This is a genomic window from Aeromonas sp. V90_14, assembly GCF_029967615.1.
GTDB classification, from domain to species: Bacteria; Pseudomonadota; Gammaproteobacteria; order Enterobacterales; family Aeromonadaceae; genus Aeromonas; species Aeromonas hydrophila.
Map to the genome: position 1 here is coordinate 76,050 of NZ_JASCAS010000034.1, position 21,551 is coordinate 97,600.

A 21,551-nucleotide genomic window follows, 5' to 3' on the forward strand; every position below is an offset into this window, starting at 1 on the left:
GCTGATCCATGTTGACCAAGACGTTGAGGAGAATGCCGGCGACGAAGGTTGAGATGAAGATCTTCGAGTTGCCGAGAGTACCTTGGTAGTTGCCCGCAGATCTTTGGACAAGTTGCAGCTGATGCGTGCGAATCGTGGAGTGTGTAGTGCCAGCGGCAGACCCAGAATAACTGGGGCAACGGCCCGGCTGGCGGGATGATTTTGTCGCTGCAGTGCAACTTGTCGCAACAAATGGTGCAAGAGGAGTGCTTTTGCGCGCAATCGACCGTGGTACTGGCCTGTTGCCTTGTTGCAGACAAACCCAACATCAACGACAAAAATCATATAAAACATTAACTTGGATTTAAGATTTTCGCTTTCGAAGACGCTTATGTCGTTTCATCATTACTATTTATGGATCAGTTATAAAACCTTTGTTCATTTGACTACTTTTCGCGTTTCTCATTGCAGAGTAAGATGCCACTTCAATAAAAATAAGAATTAGGAGTTCGGGTGTGAAGGCATTAGTAAAAGAAAGGGTATCGCCCTATATAAGCCAGTTATATGAGTGCGGTATTAATGATTCTGACATTAAGTTGGTAGTGGATCAGTTCCGCTCCGACGTGTCGGGCAGCTCGTCGCTGTTCCTGTTGCGCGATGATGACAAGAGCGACGGCATCAAGCTCTTCGCGAGCGGCTTGACCGAGGCCCAGCAGCAGTTCTACGTCCAGCACCATCGCCAGGATGTGTGGTTCAATCACTATCTGGACAAGGGCTGCCAGGGGATCGTCAGCGCCAACACGCTGTCCAACTCGGCGGGTCTGCTGGCCAGCTTCGGCGCCCAGTTCGCGGCCGGTGGTGTCTGCCGGGTGAAGGGGCGGGGGCTTAGCAGCCTGTGTACCTATCGGGCGGCCACCCAGGATGATTTCAGTGCCCAGGAAATTTCTTCCCTTGGCGAAGTTTATTCTGGCCTCGCGGCCTGGAGCCAACATTATTGGAACCTGCTAGCCCTGGAAACCCAGAACTATCAGCTGCAACAGCTGGTAAAAAACCACAATAAACCCAGCGCCATAGTGGATGACAAAGGGCATATTCATTATTCCAACGTGGCCTTCAATCGTATTGCCGACGAGAACGTGGAGTTGCGGGCAGGCAATGGTATTTTCTCGCTGCAAAATAAGGAGCAGCAACGCCAGTTCAAAGAGATATTGAATGGCTTTGCCTATCTGCTGCCCGGTGCCAGCGCTTATATGTCCATTCCCCGTCAGCCCAATCTGCGGCCGTTGCTGATCCAGTGCACCCTGATGAGCGGTCTCAACCGCTTCGAGCGGTATGTGGAAGTGGTGCTGCGGGATCCCGAACACTCCTTCAACCCGGACATCGAAGCGCTGGCCAGTCTCTATCCGCTCACCATCGGCGAGAAAGAGTTGCTGGTGCTGATGAGCAAGGGCTACAGCAGCAACGACATCGCCGAGCTGCGCGGCGTCAAGGTGGAAACCGTGCGCTCGACCTTGAAGGGGGTCTTCAAGAAGACCGATTGCCACAGCCAGAACGAGCTCTTGCTGTTGCTGCAATCCATCTCCTGATCCATGCAAGCTATGCTTGGAGTGAGCCGGACATAGTGCCCGGCTCGCGCCTCCCGGCCGGGAGGCCGGTTGGGGGAATGCACGATGGAATCACTCAAGGCAAAGGATTACATGCAGACTCGGCCCATCACCTTCAGCGCGGAGATGATGGTGCAGGCGGCGGTGGAAAAATTTCTCAACAGCCGCCAGCTTGGCGGTCCCGTGGTGGATGGGCGGGGTCATCTGATTGGCTGGGTCTCCGAGCAGGACTGCATCGCCGTCATGTTGAAAGAGGCCTACCACTGCGAACAAGTGGCCCAGGTACGGGACGTGATGCGCAAGGAGGTGCTGGCCGTCGGCCCCGATACCAGCATTCTGGAGCTGGCCGAGATGATGATGGGGCAAAAACCCAAGATCTACCCGGTGGTGGAAGAGGGGCATCTGCTGGGGGTCATCAGCCGCCACGACGTGATGCAGGCCATCCACGCCCAGCTGGGAGCCTGCTTCGTGCGCAAGGCGCGGGCCTGAGCCCGATTGATGGAGGCACTGTTGTCATCCAAAGAGCAGGCATCTGGCCTGCTCTTTCTTATGGTGATGGTGAATGCCGACATGAAGAACTGGCTACCCGGATAACACCTCTTTCATCGCCTTTGCGGCTGCTTTAAGGCTTGCACCCTCCTGCCTCGCTCTTTAGGATCTCTCCCAGCTATCGATATGGCCCTATTGCCGGGCACTCTTTTAAGGAATTCGTACCTTGTCTCTCTCTATCGAGGCGCTGCGCCGCCGTCTCCCTGCCTGCATGAATCTCGACGCCCGCCGTCTCTCCAGCCGTTTGCACGGAGCCAAGAAGCTGCCCGAGGGCAAACAGGCTGTGGTACTCGAGACCATCGCCGCCGATCTGGATGCGGCACAGGCGCGTTATCAGTCCCGTCTGGCGGGCGTGCCCAAGGTCACCTATCCGGACAACCTGCCGGTCAGCCAAAAGCAGGCGGAGATCGCCAAAGCCATTGAAGAGCACCAAGTAGTGATCATCGCCGGCGAAACCGGCTCGGGCAAAACCACCCAGATCCCCAAGATCTGTCTGGCGCTCGGGCGCGGGGTGAAGGGCTTCATCGGCCACACCCAACCGCGTCGTCTGGCGGCCCGCACCGTGGCGGCCCGTATTGCCGAAGAGATGGAGTCCGAACTCGGCCACTACGTGGGCTACAAGGTGCGCTTTACCGATCAGGTTAGCGAGCAGACTCACATCAAGCTGATGACCGACGGTATCCTGCTGGCGGAGATCCAGAACGACCGAATGCTCACCCAGTACGACACCATCATTATCGATGAGGCCCACGAGCGCAGCCTCAACATCGACTTCATTCTGGGCTATCTCAAGCAGCTGTTGCCAAGGCGCCCCGATCTCAAGGTGATCATCACCTCCGCCACCATTGACCCGCAGCGCTTCTCCCGCCATTTCAACAAGGCGCCGGTGATCGAAGTATCAGGTCGCACCTACCCGGTGGAGGTCCGTTATCGCCCGCTCACCAGTGACAAGAGCGAGGGGCTGGAGGAGCGCGATGAACTGCAGGGGATCTTCGATGCGGTGGAAGAGCTGGCCCGCGAAGGGCTGGGGGACATCCTCATCTTCATGAATGGCGAGCGGGAGATCCGCGATACTGCCGATGCCCTGCGCAAGCTCAATCTGCGCGACACCGAGGTGCTGCCGCTCTACGCCCGCCTCTCCAACACCGAGCAGAACAAGGTGTTCCAGCAACATGCCGGACGGCGCATCGTGCTGGCCACCAACGTGGCGGAGACCTCGCTGACGGTGCCGGGCATTCGTTACGTCATCGATCCGGGCACCGCCCGCATCAGCCGCTACTCCTGGCGCACCAAGGTGCAGCGCCTGCCCATCGAGCCGGTTTCCCAGGCCAGCGCTAACCAGCGTAAAGGTCGCTGCGGTCGGGTGGCGGATGGTATCTGCATCCGCCTCTACTCCGAGGAGGATTTCAACGGTCGTCCGGCCTTTACCGACCCCGAGATCCTGCGCACCAACCTGGCATCCGTCATCCTGCAGATGCTGGCGCTCGGCCTTGGCAACATGGAGGCGTTCCCGTTCGTCGAGCCGCCTGAGTCGCGCCATATCAAGGATGGCCTGACCCTGCTCAAAGAGCTGGAGGCGGTGCGCGAGCTGCCCGCCACCGGCGATCGCGAAGCGAAACTGCAGCTGACCGAGACCGGTCGCCAGCTCTCGCGCATCCCCCTTGATCCGCGTCTGGCGAAGATGGTGATCAGCGCGGCGCAGACCGGCTGTCTGAGCGAGGTGATGGTGATCACCGCTGCCCTCAGCATTCAGGATCCCCGCGAACGGCCCATGGAGAAGAAGCAGGCCGCCGACGAGCAGCACCGACGCTTTGAGGACAAGGATTCCGACTTCCTCGCCTTCGTCAATCTGTGGAATTACCTGAAAGAACAGCAGGATGCCCTTGGCAGCAACCCGTTCCGCCGCATGTGCCAGAAGGAGTTTCTCTCCTACCTGCGGGTGCGCGAGTGGCAGGACATTCACTTCCAGCTGCGCCAGACGGTGAAAGAGCTTGGTTTTAAAGCCAACCATGAACCGGCGGATTTCAAGACGGTGCACTGCGCCCTGCTGACCGGCCTCTTGAGCCACATCGGCAACAAGGATCTGGAAAAGCCCGAATTCCTTGGCGCCCGCAATGGCCGCTTCCACCTGTTCCCGGCCTCGGGTCTGTTCAAGAAGCCGCCCAAGTGGGTGATGGCCGCAGAATTGGTGGAGACCTCACGCCTCTACGCCCGTATCAACGCCAAGATTGAACCCGAGTGGGTGGAGCCGCTGGCGGGCCACCTCATCAAGCTGCACCACAGCGACCCCCACTGGTCGAAGAAAAACGGCGCCGTGATGGCCAAGGAGAAGGTGACGCTTTATGGCCTGACGCTGGTCAATGAGCGCATCATCAACTTCAGCCGCATCGATCCGGCGCTGTGCCGCGAGCTGTTTATCCGCCGCGCCCTGGTGGAGGGGGATTTCGAGACTCGCCACCGTTTCTTCAGCGACAACCGCAAGCTCTTGGCCGAGGTGGAGGCGCTGGAGCACAAGTCCCGGCGGCGCGACATCCTGGTGGATGACGAGGATCTGTTCCGCTTCTACGATGCCCGCTTGCCAGAGGAGGTGATCTCCGCCCGCCATTTCGACAAGTGGTGGAAAGAGGCGCAAAAGCAGGACGCCGAGCTGCTCAACTTCGAGAAAGAGATGTTGATGAAGGGGGATGCGGCCCACATCAGCGATCTCGACTACCCCAACTTCTGGCAGCAGGGGCGTCTCAAGCTCAAGCTGACCTATCAGTTCGAGCCGGGGGAGGCGGCGGATGGCGTGACCCTGCATATTCCGCTGCCGCTCCTGAACCAGGTGGAGGTTAAGGGGTTCGAGTGGCTGATCCCGGGTCTGCGTCATGAGCTGCTGGTGGCCCTCATCAAGTCGATGCCAAAGCCGATGCGCAAGAACTTTGTGCCGGCGCCCAACTATGCCGATGCACTGCTCGCCAGTATCAACCCCGAGCAGGGGCCGTTGCTGGACGAGATGGAACGCCAGCTGCGCCGTATGACGGGTGTGACTGTGCCCCGTGAATCCTGGGACTGGGCTGCGGTGCCCGATCACCTGAAACTCACCTTCCGGGTGGTGGACGACAAACACAAGAAGGTGGCGGAAGGGAAAGATCTGGAGGCCTTGAAAGAGTCGCTGCGCGGCAAGGTGCAGGAGACCCTGTCACAAGTGGCGGACGATGATATCGAGCAGTCCGGCCTCACCCTGTGGAGCTTTGGCGAGCTGCCGCAAGAGTACAGTCAGAAGCGGGGCGGTTTCGAGGTGAAGGCCTATCCGGCCCTGGTGGATCAGAAGGATTCGGTCGCCATCCAGCTGGTGGAGAGCCCGGTGGTGCAGCAGCAGCTGATGTGGGCGGGCCAGCGCCGGCTGGTGCTGCTCAACGTGCCATCGCCCATCAAGTATCTGCAGGAAAAGCTGCCCAACAAGGCCAAGCTGGGGCTCTATTTCAACCCGTTTGGCAAGGTGGCCGAGCTTATCGATGACTGCATCGCCTGCGGCTGTGACAAGCTGATTGAGCAGCACGGCGGTATGGCGTGGGACGAGGCCGGTTTCGAGGCACTCAAGGAGTATGTCCGCGCCGAGCTCAACGATGCGGTGGTGGAGGTGGCCAAGCAGGTGGAGGCCGTGCTGACACTGTCCCATGAGATCAAGAAACGGCTCAAGGGCAAGATGCAGCTCGACACCGCCTTTGCCATGTCCGATATCCAGCAGCAGCTAGGCAACCTTATTCACAAGGGCTTTGTCACCGAGACCGGCTGGCAGCGGCTGCCTGACTTGCTGCGCTACCTGCGGGCCATCGAGCGGCGCCTGGAGAAGCTCGCCATCGATCCCAACCGGGATCGGGTCTATATGCTCAAGGTGCACAGCGTGGAGTCTGAGTACAAGGCGCTGCTCGCCAAGATCCCCAAATCCCAGCTTATTCCCACCGAGGTGGCCAATATTCGCTGGATGATCGAGGAGCTGCGGGTATCGTTTTTTGCCCAGAATCTGGGAACCCCCTATCCGGTCTCCGATAAACGGGTGCTGAATGCTATCGCTCAGTGCTAATCTGCTGTAAAGGAGAGGGGCCGGTGCCGTATTACCGGCCGGTTGGACGCTGACGGAGGAGCAAGGATGCTTGGAATCTGGTTAGGGATGGCGATGGTCAACATCAGTGGCTATCAACCCATTGCCGAGCAAACCTGGGTGCAACTGAACCCGGAATACTACCCGCTGCAACGCACCCCGCCCGCCATGTTCGTGGCCTGGCGGGGCAATCAATTTCCCACCCTGGAACTCAAGAAGAAGAAGGGGCGCTGGCAGGTGCTGTTTCCGGCCAGGCTGGTGCCACCGTTCGATCTGTTCGAAGGGGAGGCCGAGCTCTCCAAGGCCTATCTGGCCAGGTTAAGGCGCATTGACGAGGCGGCCTACGGGCTGGCACCCGTTGCGGTTCCCCCTTACCAGCATCATGCGCAGCAAGAGGTGGCCACCCTTGGCGTACCCTTCATGGCCGAGTTTGCCGCGCCGCAGCGACCAGGTCAGCCCCGTAGCAATAATACAGAGGATGCCGAGCCCCTGCTGGCCGTTCTGAATCTGCGAGCAGCGGACTGGCAAGCGCCTGCGACGCTGCTTGCTCAAGCAGGTGAGGGGCAGGATCCCGCGCTGGTTTCACTGGCGAGCGAGCCGACCGGCAGTACCCTCACGCTGGCGGCGCCAGCGGCGGGCGGCAAACGGGTATGTCATCAGGTCGCGGCGGGGGAGACGCTCTGGCGCATCGCCGCTATGCTGGCCCAGAGCGGTACCGTGACGGGGGCGGCGGGAGATACCTACAGCTATTTGCTGGCCATCGTCGATGACAATCGGGCGCTGATGGGCAACGGCATTCGGGTCAAGACCGGAGACACCCTGTATTGTCCGGCGCCGCAGACCCTGGCCCGCTTCGATGCCCTGAGCCCGGCCCAGCGGCAGCAGCGCTTTGCCCGGTTGGAGCAGGGGCGTTAAGGTCTCTTGTCACTGTTCGGGGCCCGTGATACTATGCGCCCTCGTTTTGCGAGGTGCTGACCGGTCGCAGTCAACACCATACATTCATCTATATGAGATAAACATTATGTCTTTCGTATTCCAAGCTGAAGTCCGTTCTGACCTGGGGAAAGGTGCGAGCCGCCGCCTGCGTCATGCTGACCAAGTTCCTGCCATCGTTTACGGTGCAGGCAAAGAAGCCCAGTCCATCACCGTTGACCACAAGAAATTCATCCTGGCCCAAGAAAAGCCAGAATTCTACGAGTCTGTACTGACTCTGGTTATCAACGGCGAAGAAGTTAACGTGAAAGTGAAAGCTATCCAGCGTCACCCGGTACGTTACAAGCTGGTTCACCTGGACTTCGTTCGCGTCTAATCGACAACGAACGTTCCAGTAAAGAGGCCACCCAAACGGGTGGCCTCTTTGTTTTTACAGCATTTTCCCCGATAAAAATAAAATACTCAAATAGTACTGTTAGTCTTTACTTGTAGGCATGATTGACAGCAGTACACCAACTGTGATGCTCTGGCATCTATAAAGTATTCGAACAAGTCCAAATACGGGGTAATGTTGACCGTGATGAAGGGAATCATACGGGGATATTTCCTGCTGTTCACACCCATTCTGGTACTGGTTTTGGTGGGTGGGTATCTGCTGGGGGACGCACTGATCGAGCGCGAGCTCTATCGTGTACGTAGCGATGAGAGCACCTTCCTGTCGCTCGCCAGCGGTCGTCTCGACGACGAACTGGCGGTGCCGCTGCGCCATGTGCGCAGCATGTCTGAAGAGCCCATCCTGCTGGAGGCGGCGGGTCGCAACGAGCGTGACAACATTGCCGCCCAGTTTACCGTGTTGATGAACCGCAATCCTGACTATGCGCAGGTACGCTGGCTGGCGCCCGATGGTATGGAGTTGGTGCGCTTCAATCGTCAGGGCCAGCATCTGCAGCGTGTGCCCGATGACCAGCTGCAAAACAAAAAGGATCGTTACTATTTCCGCGATGCCATGGCGCTGCCCTGGGAGCGGATTTACGTCTCGCCGCTCGATCTCAACGTCGAGCAGGGTGTGATCGATCGCCCCTTCAATCCCATGATCCGTATTGCCAAGCGCCTGCGCCTGGGGGATCGCGATCTGGGCTTGCTGCTCATCAACGTGCAGGCCGGCCGCATGCTCAAGGTCTTTGCCAACAGCAGTGGCAGGGCTGCCGATCACACCATGCTGCTCAATCAGGATGGCTATTGGCTGCGCAGCCCGGATCCGGCACAAGAGTGGGGCTTCATGCTCGAGCGTCCGGACCTCACCTTGAAGCAGTATTCTCCCCAGGCCTGGCAGGCATTCTTGGGGGCTTCGAGCGGCCAGGTTGAGCTCGCCGACGGTCTGTGGAGCTGGACCACGCTGTACCCGGCACTGAATCACGATCAGCTGGCCTGGAAGGCTGCCTCAATGGTGCCACGCAGCGAGCTGCTGGCCATTCGCACTCATATCTGGGGGATCATCTCGGCCACTTGCGCCATCTTGCTGTTGCTGTTCGGCGCCGCAGTGGCCTCGCTGGTGCTCAGCCGGCATCGGGAGCAGCTGGCGCAGCAGGAGGCGGCCAGACTGGCGCGGGTCAAAGGGGATTTCATCGCCAACATGAGCCACGAGATCCGCACCCCCATGAACGCCATCATGGGGCTGGCTTACCTGCTCGAACAGGGGGGGCTCGACGATGGCCAGCGCGCCTTGGTACGCAAGATCCATCAGGCCGGGCAGGCTCTGCTCGGGATCATCAATGACATCCTCGATTTTTCCAAGATTGAATCGGGCCGGCTCGAGCTCGAGCAGGTGCCATTCAGCCTGGAAGAGGTGCTCGATCATGTGGCAGCCATCATGTCCACCTGCGTTGGCAACAAGCACCTCGAGCTGGTGGTGAGCAGCGCCCCCGAGCAGGCCGCCCACCTGGTTGGGGACGCCCTGCGCCTCGAGCAGGTATTGCTCAACCTGACCGGCAACGCCATCAAGTTCACCGAGCGCGGGGAGGTGGAGGTCAAGGTCGAACTGGAAGCCGAGCAAGACGGCATGGCCACCTTGCTGTTTCGGGTGCGCGACACCGGGATCGGCATTCCGCCCGAGCAGCAGGCCAACATCTTCAATGCATTCTCTCAGGCAGACTCCTCCACCAGCCGCCGTTTTGGGGGAACCGGGCTCGGCCTGACCATCAGTCGCCGTCTGGTGAACCTGATGGGGGGCGACATCGGCGTCACCAGCGAACTGGGCAAGGGGAGCGAGTTCTGGTTCCGCGTCCGGCTGGAGCAGGTAGAGCGGCCCGAGGCTTTCCACGAGCGGTTGCAGCATGTCTCGCTGCTTATCGCCGACGACAACCAGGTGACCCGCGACACCTTGTCGATGACGGTGGGCTCCCTCGGTTGGCAGTCACGGGTGGTAGAGTCGGGCGAGCAGGCCTTGCACCATCTGCTGCGGCAGGGGGAGCGTTTCGATGTGATCCTGCTTGACTGGATCATGCCTGGCATGGACGGTCTCGAGACCTGCGTGGCCATTCGCCAAGCCTTCGAGCAGCAGGATCGCTCGCCCATCATCATCATGGCAACGGCCTATTCCCAGGAAGAGTTGATGCGCCGCCCCGGCTCGGAGCAGGTGGATCTGGTGCTGCACAAGCCGGTCACCGGTTCCAGCCTCTACAACGCGGTGGCGCGCCTCATCCATGAGAAGCGCGAGCACGTGGATCTGCTGGAGAGCGGCCAGCGCCGTCTGCGCCTGCCTGGCGTTCACATACTGCTGGTCGATGACAGCGACATCAACCTGGAGGTGGCAACCCGCTTGCTGCAGCGGGAGGGGGCCGAGGTGATCACCGCCATCGACGGGGAGCGGGCCCTGGCCTGTCTTGCCGACCCGACGCAGCGTATCGATCTGGTGCTCATGGACGTGCAGATGCCGGTGATGGATGGCTACGAGGCGACCCGTCGCCTGCGTCAGCTGCCGGGACACAAGGAGACGCCCGTGCTGGCACTCACCGCCGGGGTGTTCAAGGATCAACGCGAGGCGGCGCTGGCCTGTGGCATGAACGATTTCATCGCCAAGCCGCTCGACGTGGAGCAGCTCATTGCGACCCTGCTGCGTTACCTGCCCGACAGCGTGGTGCCGCTCACGATCAACGACGCGCCACCTGCCGTGGAGCCGGTGGCCGGCATCGATATCGATACCGGGCTTCGCAACTGGGGCGAGGCCTCCGTCTATCTCAAATACCTGCGCCGATTCCGTGATGACTACATGACGGTCGGTACCGTGCTGCCGGACTACATCGCCCAGCACGAGACTGATGCGGCCGCGAGCCTGACACACAAGCTCAAGGGGGTGGCGGGCAGCCTGTCGCTCACCGATGTGGCGCGCATCAGTGCAGAACTGAATGAGGCCATCGAGCAGGGAGGGGACACCAGTCAGCTGATGGCCCCCTTCCTGGAGGCGCTGGAACGGGCGCAGCAGGCCATCGACCTCTATGCCGGGCGTGAGCCGGGGGCCGTCAGCTCCCCGCTGGCGCAGGGCGAGGCGCAGGAGGTGTGCTTGCACGCCCTGCGTGAGGCCCTTGTGAGCGAGGATCTGGAACTGATTGAGCCGGCGCTGGGCCAGGCCAAGAGTTACTTGCCTGCTGAGCTGGTGAGCGAGATCGGTGCGGCCCTGGAGCTGTTCGACATCCAGCTCGCGACCTGCAAGCTGGAGGGGTATCTGGACAATCGGGAGACAGCTGGATCATGAATCGACCGCGAGTGTTGATCATCGACGACGAGCCGAGCAACCTCGGGCTGTTGCGGCAAATCCTCAAGGAGGAGTACAGCCTCTTTTTTGCCAAGGGCGGCGAGGAGGGGCTGGCCGCCGTGGCGCGCCACGAACCGGCCCTGATCCTGCTTGACGTGCGCATGCCTGACATGGACGGCTACGAGGTGTGCCGCCGGCTCAAGGCCGATCCGGCCCACGCCGGGATCCCGGTACTGTTCATCACGGCGAGCGACAACCCGGACAGCGAGAGCCAGGGGTTCGAAGCGGGCGGGGTGGATTACATATACAAGCCGGTCTGCCCAAGCACGGTGCGCGCCCGGGTGCGCACTCACCTCTCGCTGGTGCGCCTCGATCAGCTCGAGCGCAGCTACCGCACTGCCATCGTGATGCTGAGCGAGGCGGGTCACTACAACGACACCGACACCGGGGTACATATCTGGCGCATGGCTGCCTATGCCCGAGCCCTGGCCGACGCGGCGGGCTGGAGTGCGGATCAGTCCGAGTTGCTGGAGCTGGCGGCCCCCATGCACGACATGGGCAAGATTGGGATCCCCGATCATATCCTCAAGAAGCCCGGCCCTCTCACCGAAGAGGAGTGGGCCATCATGCGCACCCATCCGCGCATCGGGTACGAAATCTTGAAGCGCTCAGACGGGCTCATCTTTCGGATGGCGGCGGAGATTGCCCTGCATCACCACGAGAAGTGGGACGGCTCGGGTTACCCTGCAGGAGAGACCGGTGAAGGGATCCCCGAGGCATCGCGGATCGTGGCCATCGCCGATGTGTTTGACGCCTTGAGCGTGCGTCGCCCTTACAAGGAGCCCTGGCCGCTGGAGCAGGTGCTGGCGACGATGCGTGACGGTGCAGGCCAGCACTTTGATCCCCGGCTGCTCGCCTGTTTTCTCGAGATCATGCCGGAGATCTTGCGCCTCAAGGCCCAGTGGGACACCCGCGAGGAGCGGGGGATCACCAGATAGGTTGTGTCAGGTAGGGATTGCTTGCCTGCTCGCGGCCGAATGTCGAGCTGGGACCGTGGCCGGGGATGAAGACGATGTCATCGCCAAGGGGCAGCAGGGTCTCGGTGATCGACTTGATCAGCGTCCCGTGATCACCACGGGGGAAATCGGTCCGACCTATGCTGCCGGCAAACAGCACGTCACCCACCCAGGCAAGCCGTTCGGTTTGCGAGAGCAGCACCACATGGCCCGGGGTGTGGCCTGGGCAGAAGTACACCTCCAGCTCGCATTGACCCACCTTTACCTTGTCACCTTGCTCAAGCCAGTGATCCGGCGTGAACGCGGAGGTATGGGCGAAGCCGAACATCTGGCTCTGCTGGGGCAGCATGTCGAGCCAGAACGCATCCTCTTTGTGGGGGCCGGTGATGGCCACCCCGGTTTTCTTCCGCAGCTCGGCAGCGGCACCCACGTGATCCAGATGACCGTGAGTCAGCAGGATATGGGTCAGGGTCAGCCCGCGTTTGGCGATGGCGGTCAGCAGCTTGTCTGCTTCGCCGCCCGGATCGATGAGAGCAGCCTGATGGGTCTCGTCACACCAGATGAGAGAGCAGTTCTGGGCAAACTGGGTGACCGGGATCACCTCGAATTTCAACATATGGGGTCCTCTTGATGGGCCGCTGATTCAGGCGCGCTGCTCGGCAAAGAAGTCGAGACAAGCCTGCTTGTCACCCTGGAAGATGATGCGCTCGCGCTTGTTGCCAAGCTGGTAAAGGTACATGGGATCGTAATAGCGGGTCAGCAACAGGGTGATCCAGGCCAGGTGCAGCGAGGTATCACCGCTGCTGGCTTGCTCGGTGAGCGCGCTCTGCATCAGGGCGTCCAGCTCGCGATGGGCCTGATCGCCGAGCCGGCGCTTGAGTCTGGCCAGTGCATCGGTCAGGTAGGCGGCAAACAGTGGCCAGCCCTCTTCGGCGCCAAACATCGCCTGATAGCGCAGCCAGAGGTCGTGCACATAGTCCTGGCGGATCTGTTCGGCGCGCTCTTCTTGCGGCACCTCGACCACCACCAGCGGCGCCTGGCTCATGGCATCGAACAGTGGATTGGGCAGGCAGCAGCGGCCGATGAGGCGGCTCTCGTCTTCCACCACGAACGCCTGCTCACCCTGCTGGCGGCGCTTGAGCAGCTCGATGGCCAGGTTGTTTTCAAAGTTGATGTTGCTGGGCTGGCCGCCGGGCAGCTGGCCAAACGACGACCCCCTGTGATGGGCATGGCCTTCCAGATCGAGCGCCTGGGCCACCTCGGCTAGCATGTGGGTCTTGCCGGAGCCGGTCATGCCGGTCAGCACGCTCCACTGGCACTGCGCCGCCGCCCCATCGAGCGTGTCGATGAGGAAGCGGCGCAGATCCTTGTAGCCGCCAGCGATCCGCGGGCGGGTGACCCCCGCCTCATGCAGCCACTGCTGCACCGTTTGCGAGCGCAGGCCGCCGCGAAAGCAGTAGAGCACGGCATCCGGCTGCCGGCGCAGCTGAGCCAGCCAGCCCTCGAGGCGTTCGGTCCGCACGGCGCCACCGACCAGTTGATGGCCCAGTGCGATGGCGGCCGCCTGCCCCTGCTGCTTGAAGCAGGTACCAACCTGGGCCCGCTCATCATCCGTCATCAATGGCAGATTGGTCGAGCAGGGGAAGGCCCCCTCCTTGAACTCGATGGGGGCGCGCAGGTCGATGAGCGGAACGTCATCGAGAAAAATCCGGGCGTAATCCGTGGCCAGTGGCAGTGCACTCATTGGACAACCTCGATGAACTGGTTGCCGGTGCGGGCCTGCAGCTGGCCGATGGGGGAGAGGGTCAGCCCTGCCTGTGCGGCAATGGCAAGGAGCTCGGCTTCACTTTCTTTACCGACGGCTACCAGCAGGCCGCCGCTGGTCTGCGGGTCGCACAGGATGTTGCGGGTACGGTCATCCATGGCGTCCAGCTTGTCGCCATAGGAGTCGAAGTTGCGCAGGGTACCGCCCGGTACGCAGCTCTCACTCAGGTAGTAATCCACCTCGTCCAGCAGCGGCAGCGCCTTGAAGTCCAGGCGGGCACTGACACCGGAACCTTCGCACATCTCCAGCAGATGGCCGGCCAGACCAAAGCCGGTCACGTCGGTCATGGCATGCACACCGGGCAGCTCGGCAAAGCGCTGGCCAATCTTGTTGAGGGTGCACATGGCGTTGGGGGCCAGTTGCTCGTGCTCGGGTTTGAGCTTGCCCTTCTTCTGGGCGGTGGTGAGGATGCCGATACCGAGGGGCTTGGTCAGATAGAGGGTGTCACCCACCTTGGCGGTGTCGTTCTGTTTGATGGCGTTGAGCGGCACGATACCGGTCACCGCGAGGCCGAAGATGGGCTCGGGGGCATCGATGCTGTGGCCGCCGGCCAGAGAAATCCCTGCTTCGTGACACACCTGACGGCCACCGTCAATCACCTGCTGGGCCACTTCCGGCGCCAGGGTGTTGATGGGCCAGCCGAGGATGGCGATGGCGACGATGGGTTTGCCACCCATGGCGTAGATATCGCTGATGGCGTTGGTGGCGGCGATGCGGCCGAAGGTGAAGGGATCATCGACGATGGGCATGAAGAAGTCGGTGGTGGAGACGATACCCTGACCGTTGCCGATATCGACCACGGCCGCGTCATCCTTGCTGCTGTTGCCGACCACCAGCGTCGGGTCGTCAAAGCCCGGGATCTGGCTCTTGAGAATGGTGTCGAGCACCTTGGGAGAGATTTTGCAGCCGCAGCCAGCGCCGTGGCTGTATTGGGTCAGACGAATGGAAGACATACTTTCCCCTTGTGTGTGCAAACTTGTGTGTACAAATAAGTGCAGCGGCTCTGTGGAGCCGTCAAATGTGCGCGTATGCGCGCGAAATTCGGGTGGCCTTGGCTGGCTTTGAGCGCAGCGATGTCAGGCAGCCGTGCAAGGCAGTCTGGCAGGACGGGGGAGGAGAGGCGACAGATGCGCCGGCGCAGCCCCGCCAAGGGCCACAGGACGGGCCATTATGCCACAAATGGCCGCTCTGGTTCGAACTGGAATTCACACAAAGCGCAGGGAATTGGCGGGTTTAGAGGAAAGGGTCAGCCTTCGCCATGACGCTGACAAGGCTCTCCCCAATGTAGCCCCGAAGGCGAGCATGCTGCCATCGGGGCCATCTTTGGTGGGGAACTTAGCCGGCTTGCTCCATCACCGGCTGGCGAGCCTTGCCGAGCCGGCGCAGACGCCGTTGCAGCGGCCGCTCCAGCAGGGTGTAGCTCAGCGCCGAGAGCCCGATCAGCACTGCCAGCATCAACAGGGTCGCCACTACCCCCAGCAGCGGGTTGGTCTGGGCGTACCACCACTCGGTGAGCCCTGGCGCCAGATAGTGGACAAGCTCGCAGCCGGTGAGCAGCACCAGGGCGTGCAGCAGGTAGATGGAGTAGGAGAGATCCCCCAGCCAGTTGGTGAAGCGGTTATCCAGGAGGCGCAGCAGCGGGCTCTGGCGATCGCCCTGGCAGGCGGCAATCCAGATCAGCAACACGTAGGCGCTGATCAGCAGCAGGGTCAGCTGCGGCGTCATGGTGAACTGCATCAGCGCGAAGGGGAGCAGAAAGGCGATCAGCAGCGGCAGATCTTGCTGCATCATGGGCCACTGGCGGGCAGCCTTGACCTTCGGCAGCAGCCAGAGGCCGAGCACGAATTCACTCACCCCGCGCCCGATGGCCAGTGCCCCGCTGGTGACATCCAGGGTACCGCGACTGTGCACGATAAAGGCCAGCACCGTCAGGGCCAGCAAGGGGGCGAGGTTGCTCCAGCGGCTGCGGGTGACGGCGAGCTGGATGAGCAGCGGAAACAGCAGATAGCTAATCCACTCCACGCTGAGCGACCAGGCGGCGAAGTTCCAGGTCAATCCGCGATCGGTCACCACCTGCAGCAGCAACAGGCTGCTTGGCAGCGCCTCGGCCGGGGTAAAGGGCGAGCCGAAAGGAGGCATCCCTTCCCACTCCCACATCTTGAACAGGGGGCCGGCGTAGAAGCCAATCCCATGGTGGGCCTTGTAGAGCTCCCAGCCCACCAGCAGCAGCAGAGTCACCAGATAGAGGGGATAAACCCGGGTCAGCCGCAGCCAGAGGAAGCGGCCATAACTTATGGTGCGGGGCGAGCGGGCGAAGGCTTCCCCGTAGACATGGGCCAGCACCAGTCCGCTCAAAATAAAGAACAGATCGACCCAGAGGTAGCCGTTCTCGATGAGTTGGGTGTGGCTGGCGATCGACTCCATCCACTGGGGAAAGAGCAGCAAGCGGGCGTGGAACAGCACCACCATCAGGGCAGCGATGCCCCGCAGCGGCGTCAACAGCGGCAATGATTGATTCATGACGGGATCCTTGATGATGTTCAGCTTGGCCTGACATCAATTTTTGTTGTGGTGCCGCTCATCAACCCTGGTGAGTCGGCTGCCCTGGCTTGGCGGCCACAGGCGGGATCACCCTACCTAAAAGAGAGCCATACGGGTGTGATTTTCGTCATGAATGCGCATTTATCATCCAAAAACCAGCAAGGGATCCGCGCTGCAGCGAAGGTGAAGAGGGGATCTAGACTAGGGAAGTCATCCATCAGCGTGCAAGGATCGTCCCGATGAAACTCTATGCCCATCCTTTCTCATCCTACAGCCAGAAGGTGTTGATCGCCCTCTACGAGAATGCCACCCCGTTCGAGTACCGGAATCTCGAAGAGCCGGCGGCCAACGCCGAACTTGCTGCCCTCTGGCCACTCAAGCGCTTCCCCGTGTTGCTCGATGACGGTCGCTGCATCCTCGAGAGCAGCACCATAGTCGCCCATCTGCAGGCGCACCACCCGGGCCCCGTCAGCCTGATCCCGCCAAGCGATGCGGGTCTGGAGGTGCATATGCTGGATCGCGTCTTCGACAACTATGTGATGACGCCGATGCAAAAAGTGGTGCTGGATGCGCTGCGCCCGGTCGCAGATCGCGACCGCTATGGCGTAGTGGAGGCCCGCGAGCTGCTCGATCAGATCTACCCCTGGCTCGATCAGCGGCTGGCAGGGCGCCACTGGATTGCCGGGGCTGGCTTCACGCTGGCCGATTGCGCCGCCGCCCCCTCGCTCTTCTACGCCGATTGGGCCCACGAGATCCCCGCTGGCTATGGCCGCCTGCGTGCCTATCGCGCCCGGCTGCTTAGCCATCCCTCCATCGTGCGGGTGGTGGAGGAGGCCAGGCCATTTCGACATTACTTCCCGCTGGGCGCGCCGGCGCGTGATTGAGCGGGATGATTTGTGCCGGGCGGGGCATTGCCGCCCCGGGCAATGTGCGAGGCAGACAGGGGTATGGCGGCATCAACTGCATGGGAAAAACAGCAGTATTCATTTAGGTGAGTGAGTATGCGTTTATAGCCGATATTTCCCCAAGGAATTTTTAATGTTGATGCGTAATATTTCATGTTTTTGCATAAAGCAAATGCCGGGAATGTCTCTGCTGACGGGTTGTGTATGCCATGCCTGGGGTGAAAGAGAGATGAGAAGCGGGCTAACGATGCGGCAATTCCAGCTTGAGGATGGCAGTCGTCAGTTGAAGAGGAGAGACAGGAGCACCCATCGCTGCTGGTGGCAAAGTCGGGGGGAGGTTATCTCTTTGGCGGCCGCATAAAAAAAGCCCGCTTTGATCGCGGGCTTTTTGATGGCTTGCCGGACCCAGTCCTGGCCCGGATCTGGAACCGGGGACAAGGGGGCTGCGCTGGTCTGCTCGGCTTAGCGGGCGCGCACCACCAGCCCCTTGAGGTAGAAGCCTTCCGGATAGGCGGTACCGATGGGGTGATCGGAGGCCTGGGACAAGAGCTCCAGGATCTGGGCGTCGCGGCCGGCATCGAGCGCCGCATCGGCGACGATCTTCTGGAACAGGCTCTGCTCCATCAGGCCGGAGCAGGAGTAGGTCAGCAGCACGCCACCCGGCGCCAGCAGCTGGAACGCCAGCATGTTGATGTCCTTGTAGCCGCGGCAGGCACCCAGCAGCTGGGCCTTGCTCTCGGCAAACTTGGGCGGATCCAGCACGATGACATCGAACTTCTCGCCCTTCTCGCGGTATTCACGCAGCAGCTTGAACACGTCGTGACGGACGAACTGGGTGTTGCTGGTATCCAGCCCGTTCAGTTCGGCGTTCTGGCGGGCGATATCCAGCGCATTCTGGGAAAGATCGACGTTGACCACTTCCTTGGCGCCGCCCTTGAGGGCGTAGACGCCAAAACCACCGGTGTAGCAGAAGCAGTTGAGCACCCGCTTGCCTTCAGTGTATTTAGCGGCAGCCTGACGGTTGTCCCGTTGATCCAGATAGAAACCGGTCTTGTGGCCGTTGCGAATATCCACCAGGATCTTGACGCCGCCGTTCTCCTCGATCACCACCGGCTCGGTCGGGGTCTCGCCATAGATAACGCCGGTGCGCTCTTTCAGCCCTTCCTTCTTGCGTACCGCCACGTCGGAGCGCTCATAGATGCTGCACTCGGGGTAGAGGGTACGCAGTGCTTGGGTGATCAGCTCGCGCTGGAACTCTGCACCGGCAGAGAGAATTTGGCACACCAGAAAATCGGCGTAGCGGTCGATGGTCAGACCCGGCAGGCCGTCGGATTCGGCGGCGCAGAGGCGATAGCCGGTGAGGCCCTGACGCTTGATGAGCCCGTCGCGGGACTCCTGGGCATATTTGAGGCGACGGATGAAGAAGTCGAGATCGACGGTTTCATCTTTGTCGAAGGTCCAGACCCGGGCGCGGATCTGGGAGCTGCCGGACCAGGCACCGCGGGCGAGCCACTTGCCATCCTGGGTGTAGATCTCGACGGTATCGCCATCGATGGGGTTGCCCTGTACCCGCTCGATCCCCTTGGAGAAGATCCAGGGATGGCGACGCAGCAGGGATTTTTCGCGGCCTTTGACGAGATAGATGGAAGCGCTCATGGGGGTTGCCAGATGGTCAAAAGAAAAGGGGCCACATTCTATGTGGCCCGCTGGCAAAACTCAAACAACCTTGGCAGATAGCGTCAGGCTCTGGGAGCTTGCTAATCAGATTCTTAGCCCCTTCAGTGCCTGTGCAAGCTCGGTGGCGGTGGCCTTGAGGCCGGCGGTGCCGGCCACCGAGGCGCTGGCGGACTCTTCCACCTGGCCCGCTTCGTGGCGCACCTGATCCAGATTGCGGGTGATCTCCTCGGCCACCGAACTCTGCTGTTCGCTGGAGGTGGCGATCTGGGTGCTCATCTCCAGCACCGCATCGCTGTGGTTGCTGAGTTTGTCGATGTCGAGCCCCACTTCGCTGATCAAGGCCTGGCTGCTGGCGGCGCGACCTACGGTTTTCTCCATGATGTCGTTCAGCGCGCCAGTGCCGGCCTGCAGCTCTTCGATCATCTGCTGGATCTCCACCGTGGCCTGCTGGGTACGGCTGGCGAGGGTGCGTACCTCGTCGGCCACCACCGCGAAGCCGCGGCCCTGCTCGCCGGCGCGAGCTGCCTCGATGGCGGCATTGAGGGCCAGCAGGTTGGTCTGCTGGGAGATGGCGTTGATGACGTTGACCACTTCGTTGATGCGATTGGCGTTGTGGGTCAGCCGTTCCACTGCGCCGGAGGCGTTGCCGATCTCGTCGGCCAGGGTACGGATGGCGGCGATGGTGCGAGATACCCGGGCGGCGCCGTTGGCCGCCTCTTCGCTCGACTGGCGGGTCTGCTGCAAAGTGTCGTTGGCGTTGCGGGCCACTTCGCGGATGGCGGCGGACATCTGCTCCATGGCGGCGGCCAGGGAGTCCATGTGCTGACGCTGGGAGCGGGCCATGCTCTCACCCTCGCTGGCGTGATCGCGAAACTCGTCGGCGGCCAGGGTGAGCGCCTCGGCGGACTCTTCCACCAGTTGCACTATCTTGTGCTGGCGGTCGGTAAACCTGTCGATGCTGCCCGCCAGAATGGAGAACTCGTCGCGCACCGGGAAGAAGTTGAGGCGGAAGGTGAGATCGCCATCTGCCACGGTCTGCAACGCCTTGTTGGTGGAGTAGAGGGCACCGGAGACAAAGGTCATCAGGTAGTGGGTGACCAGGGCCAGCAGGGCAGCCAGCACGGCGATGATGGTGAGCGTGGTGCCCTGACCATCCCACATGGAGTAGCGGGAGGCATCCAGGGTGCCGGTGATGACCCCGGCTTGACCGGCGCTGGCGCCATATCGATAGATGTCGCCCTGCCGGGTTAACCCTGTGTTGCCGGTCGGGCTCAGGGTGAGCTCGGCCGGCAGGGTGAGAGCGGCGTGCTGGCTTGAGAGCTGGGCACTGAGTTCGACCCGCTGCTTGAGCTGATCCAGGCGCAGCTGCATCTGTTGCTGGTGGCCGTCGGCCAGCAGATACCAGCTGAGAAAAGCGATGAAGAGGAGGGGGCACCAGAAGGTGATGAGAAATTTTTCGCTGATCGTGAGGTGAATGAGATAACGGTCAACCCACCGAAACTTTACTTCTTTCATAATGGTATTGCGTCCTGCAAGGGGATGAGAGTGTCGCGCTCATTATCGCCTTGGGGGGAAATTTCTTAAGGGGAAGGTGTGAGAAATGGGAGAGCAATCGTTTGTCGTGCGAGTGTGGGGCCTGGTTCAGGGGGTGGGGTTTCGTTACTTCACCCGGGAGCGGGCGCTGCAACTGGGGCTGCGAGGCCACGCCTACAACCTGGAAGATGGCTCGGTGGAGATCCTCATCTGCGGGCCGGAGCAGAGCGTGCAAATGATGCTGGGCTGGCTGGAGCGCGGGCCGCGTACCGCCGAGGTGACCCGGATGGAGTATGAAGCGGCGCCACCGCCCAAGGGGAGCGGCTTTCATACCAATTGAGCGCCTCGCCAATGACGCCGAACAGCCATGAAAAACGGGAGCCATACAGGCTCCCGTTTGCATTGATGGCACTCTTGAGTCAGCCAGCCTGGGCGGCATCGGCGATGGCCTGGGTCTTGGCCAGCACCGCCTGCAGAGCGGGGCGTTTGGCCAGACGATCCCGATAGGCCGCCAGCTTGGGGGGAATGGTCTGCTCGAAGCGGGTGGCCCACATCAGGGTATGAGCCAGCAGCAGATCGGCGATGGTGATTTGCTCACCCAGCAGGTAACCCTGCTCGGGCACCCAGGATTCGGCGATGGCCGCCGCCTTGTCGAACTCCCACTTGGCAGTGGGGAAGATGGCCGGCAGGCGCTGGGCCTCGGGCAGGGCGAAGCGGTGCTTGCCGATGGTCCACAGCGGCTGCTCCAGCTCGCAGGTGATGAAACTGACCCACTGGGCGTGCAGCGCCGAGGCCTGGGTCCCTCTGGCCGGCAGCCAGTTCGGGCCATATACCTCTGCCAGGTACTACATGATGGCGGCAGATTCGGTCAGCACAAACTCCCCGTCCTTGAGCACCGGCATCTTGCCGCTCGGGTTGAGGGTCAAAAACCAGTCGCTGCGGTTCTCGCCCTTGGCGAAGTCGAGAAACTGGAACTGCCATGCCACGTCCAGCTCTTCCAGTAACCAGGATACGCGCAGGGCCCGGCTGACGGGGGTGCCATATAAGGTGATCATGCTTGCTCCTTGCCTGATGAAGGGGGCCATGGGCCCGAAGTGAATCGCCAGTCTAGGCAAATTACCCAGGTGCAACAAGCACCGAAAGGGGGAGCGCGT

At 61.3% G+C, this 21,551-nt stretch carries 17 protein-coding genes; 9 read left to right on the top strand and 8 right to left on the bottom strand.

Going from position 1 to position 21,551, the window contains the following annotated elements; translation table 11 throughout:
• Positions 1-494: 494 nt before the first annotated feature.
• From QLG02_RS13930 to QLG02_RS13960, 7 genes are all read left to right on the top strand, one after another.
• The gene (locus QLG02_RS13930; RefSeq protein WP_011706072.1) at positions 495-1,565 is read left to right on the top strand and encodes a transcriptional regulator; all 1,071 of its coding nucleotides are present in this window, start codon (positions 495-497) and stop codon (positions 1,563-1,565) included.
• Between the two features lie 84 nt (positions 1,566-1,649).
• Positions 1,650-2,072, top strand: coding sequence for a CBS domain-containing protein (locus QLG02_RS13935; RefSeq protein WP_017408387.1), 423 nt, complete (start codon positions 1,650-1,652; stop codon positions 2,070-2,072).
• Between the two features lie 226 nt (positions 2,073-2,298).
• A complete protein-coding gene (gene hrpA, locus QLG02_RS13940; protein ID WP_282465450.1) occupies positions 2,299-6,198 on the top strand; it encodes an ATP-dependent RNA helicase HrpA in 3,900 nt (1,299 codons plus the stop codon).
• Positions 6,199-6,264: 66 nt separating this feature from the next.
• A complete protein-coding gene (locus tag QLG02_RS13945) occupies positions 6,265-7,131 on the top strand; it encodes a hypothetical protein (protein ID WP_282465451.1) in 867 nt (288 codons plus the stop codon).
• Positions 7,132-7,237: 106 nt separating this feature from the next.
• Positions 7,238-7,525 carry a 50S ribosomal protein L25 gene (rplY, locus tag QLG02_RS13950; RefSeq protein WP_024945378.1) on the top strand — a complete coding sequence of 96 codons (288 nt, stop codon included), beginning with the start codon at positions 7,238-7,240 and terminating at the stop codon, positions 7,523-7,525.
• Between the two features lie 204 nt (positions 7,526-7,729).
• A complete protein-coding gene (locus QLG02_RS13955; RefSeq protein ID WP_282465452.1) occupies positions 7,730-10,900 on the top strand; it encodes a response regulator in 3,171 nt (1,056 codons plus the stop codon).
• Entirely contained in the window at positions 10,897-11,898 is a 1,002-nt protein-coding gene (locus QLG02_RS13960; RefSeq protein ID WP_011706078.1) for an HD domain-containing phosphohydrolase, read from the top strand. The genes QLG02_RS13955 and QLG02_RS13960 overlap by 4 nt, the downstream gene beginning before the upstream one ends.
• Here the strand turns inward: QLG02_RS13960 and QLG02_RS13965 are convergent.
• The 4 genes from QLG02_RS13965 to QLG02_RS13980 all read right to left on the bottom strand — a co-directional run bounded on the left by QLG02_RS13965 (position 11,888) and on the right by QLG02_RS13980 (position 16,261).
• Positions 11,888-12,532 carry an MBL fold metallo-hydrolase gene (locus QLG02_RS13965; RefSeq protein WP_282465453.1) on the bottom strand — a complete coding sequence of 215 codons (645 nt, stop codon included), beginning with the start codon at positions 12,530-12,532 and terminating at the stop codon, positions 11,888-11,890. The two genes, QLG02_RS13960 and QLG02_RS13965, sit on opposite strands and share 11 nt — an antisense overlap.
• 27 nt (positions 12,533-12,559) lie before the next feature.
• Entirely contained in the window at positions 12,560-13,660 is a 1,101-nt protein-coding gene (gene mnmH, locus QLG02_RS13970) for a tRNA 2-selenouridine(34) synthase MnmH (protein ID WP_282465454.1), read from the bottom strand.
• Complete coding sequence (gene selD / locus QLG02_RS13975) at positions 13,657-14,694, bottom strand: selenide, water dikinase SelD (RefSeq protein WP_282465455.1); 1,038 nt, start codon at positions 14,692-14,694, stop codon at positions 13,657-13,659. Before selD ends, mnmH begins: the two co-directional genes overlap by 4 nt.
• A gap of 382 nt (positions 14,695-15,076) precedes the next feature.
• Complete coding sequence (locus QLG02_RS13980; RefSeq protein WP_282465456.1) at positions 15,077-16,261, bottom strand: acyltransferase; 1,185 nt, start codon at positions 16,259-16,261, stop codon at positions 15,077-15,079.
• 260 nt (positions 16,262-16,521) lie between these two features.
• On the opposite strand from QLG02_RS13980, the gene QLG02_RS13985 reads away from it, so the two are divergent.
• Positions 16,522-17,166, top strand: a complete 645-nt coding sequence (locus tag QLG02_RS13985; protein WP_282465457.1) for a glutathione S-transferase family protein — start codon at positions 16,522-16,524, stop codon at positions 17,164-17,166.
• A 483-nt stretch (positions 17,167-17,649) separates the two neighbouring features.
• Here QLG02_RS13985 and QLG02_RS13990 read toward each other — a convergent pair whose 3' ends face one another.
• Both QLG02_RS13990 and QLG02_RS13995 read right to left on the bottom strand, forming a co-directional pair.
• Positions 17,650-18,843, bottom strand: coding sequence for a class I SAM-dependent methyltransferase (locus QLG02_RS13990; RefSeq protein WP_029300865.1), 1,194 nt, complete (start codon positions 18,841-18,843; stop codon positions 17,650-17,652).
• Between the two features lie 105 nt (positions 18,844-18,948).
• Positions 18,949-20,379, bottom strand: coding sequence for a methyl-accepting chemotaxis protein (locus QLG02_RS13995; protein WP_282465458.1), 1,431 nt, complete (start codon positions 20,377-20,379; stop codon positions 18,949-18,951).
• Between the two features lie 85 nt (positions 20,380-20,464).
• Between QLG02_RS13995 and QLG02_RS14000 the strand changes: the two genes are divergently transcribed.
• Positions 20,465-20,737: an acylphosphatase gene (locus QLG02_RS14000; protein ID WP_016350729.1), complete on the top strand. Its 273-nt coding sequence runs from the start codon at positions 20,465-20,467 to the stop codon at positions 20,735-20,737.
• A gap of 79 nt (positions 20,738-20,816) precedes the next feature.
• On the opposite strand, the gene QLG02_RS21815 is transcribed toward QLG02_RS14000, so the two are convergent.
• The gene (locus tag QLG02_RS21815) at positions 20,817-21,239 is read right to left on the bottom strand and encodes a glutathione binding-like protein (RefSeq protein ID WP_348994634.1); all 423 of its coding nucleotides are present in this window, start codon (positions 21,237-21,239) and stop codon (positions 20,817-20,819) included.
• Between the two features lie 3 nt (positions 21,240-21,242).
• Complete coding sequence (locus QLG02_RS14010; RefSeq protein ID WP_282465459.1) at positions 21,243-21,452, bottom strand: glutathione S-transferase N-terminal domain-containing protein; 210 nt, start codon at positions 21,450-21,452, stop codon at positions 21,243-21,245.
• Positions 21,453-21,551 lie beyond the last annotated feature (99 nt).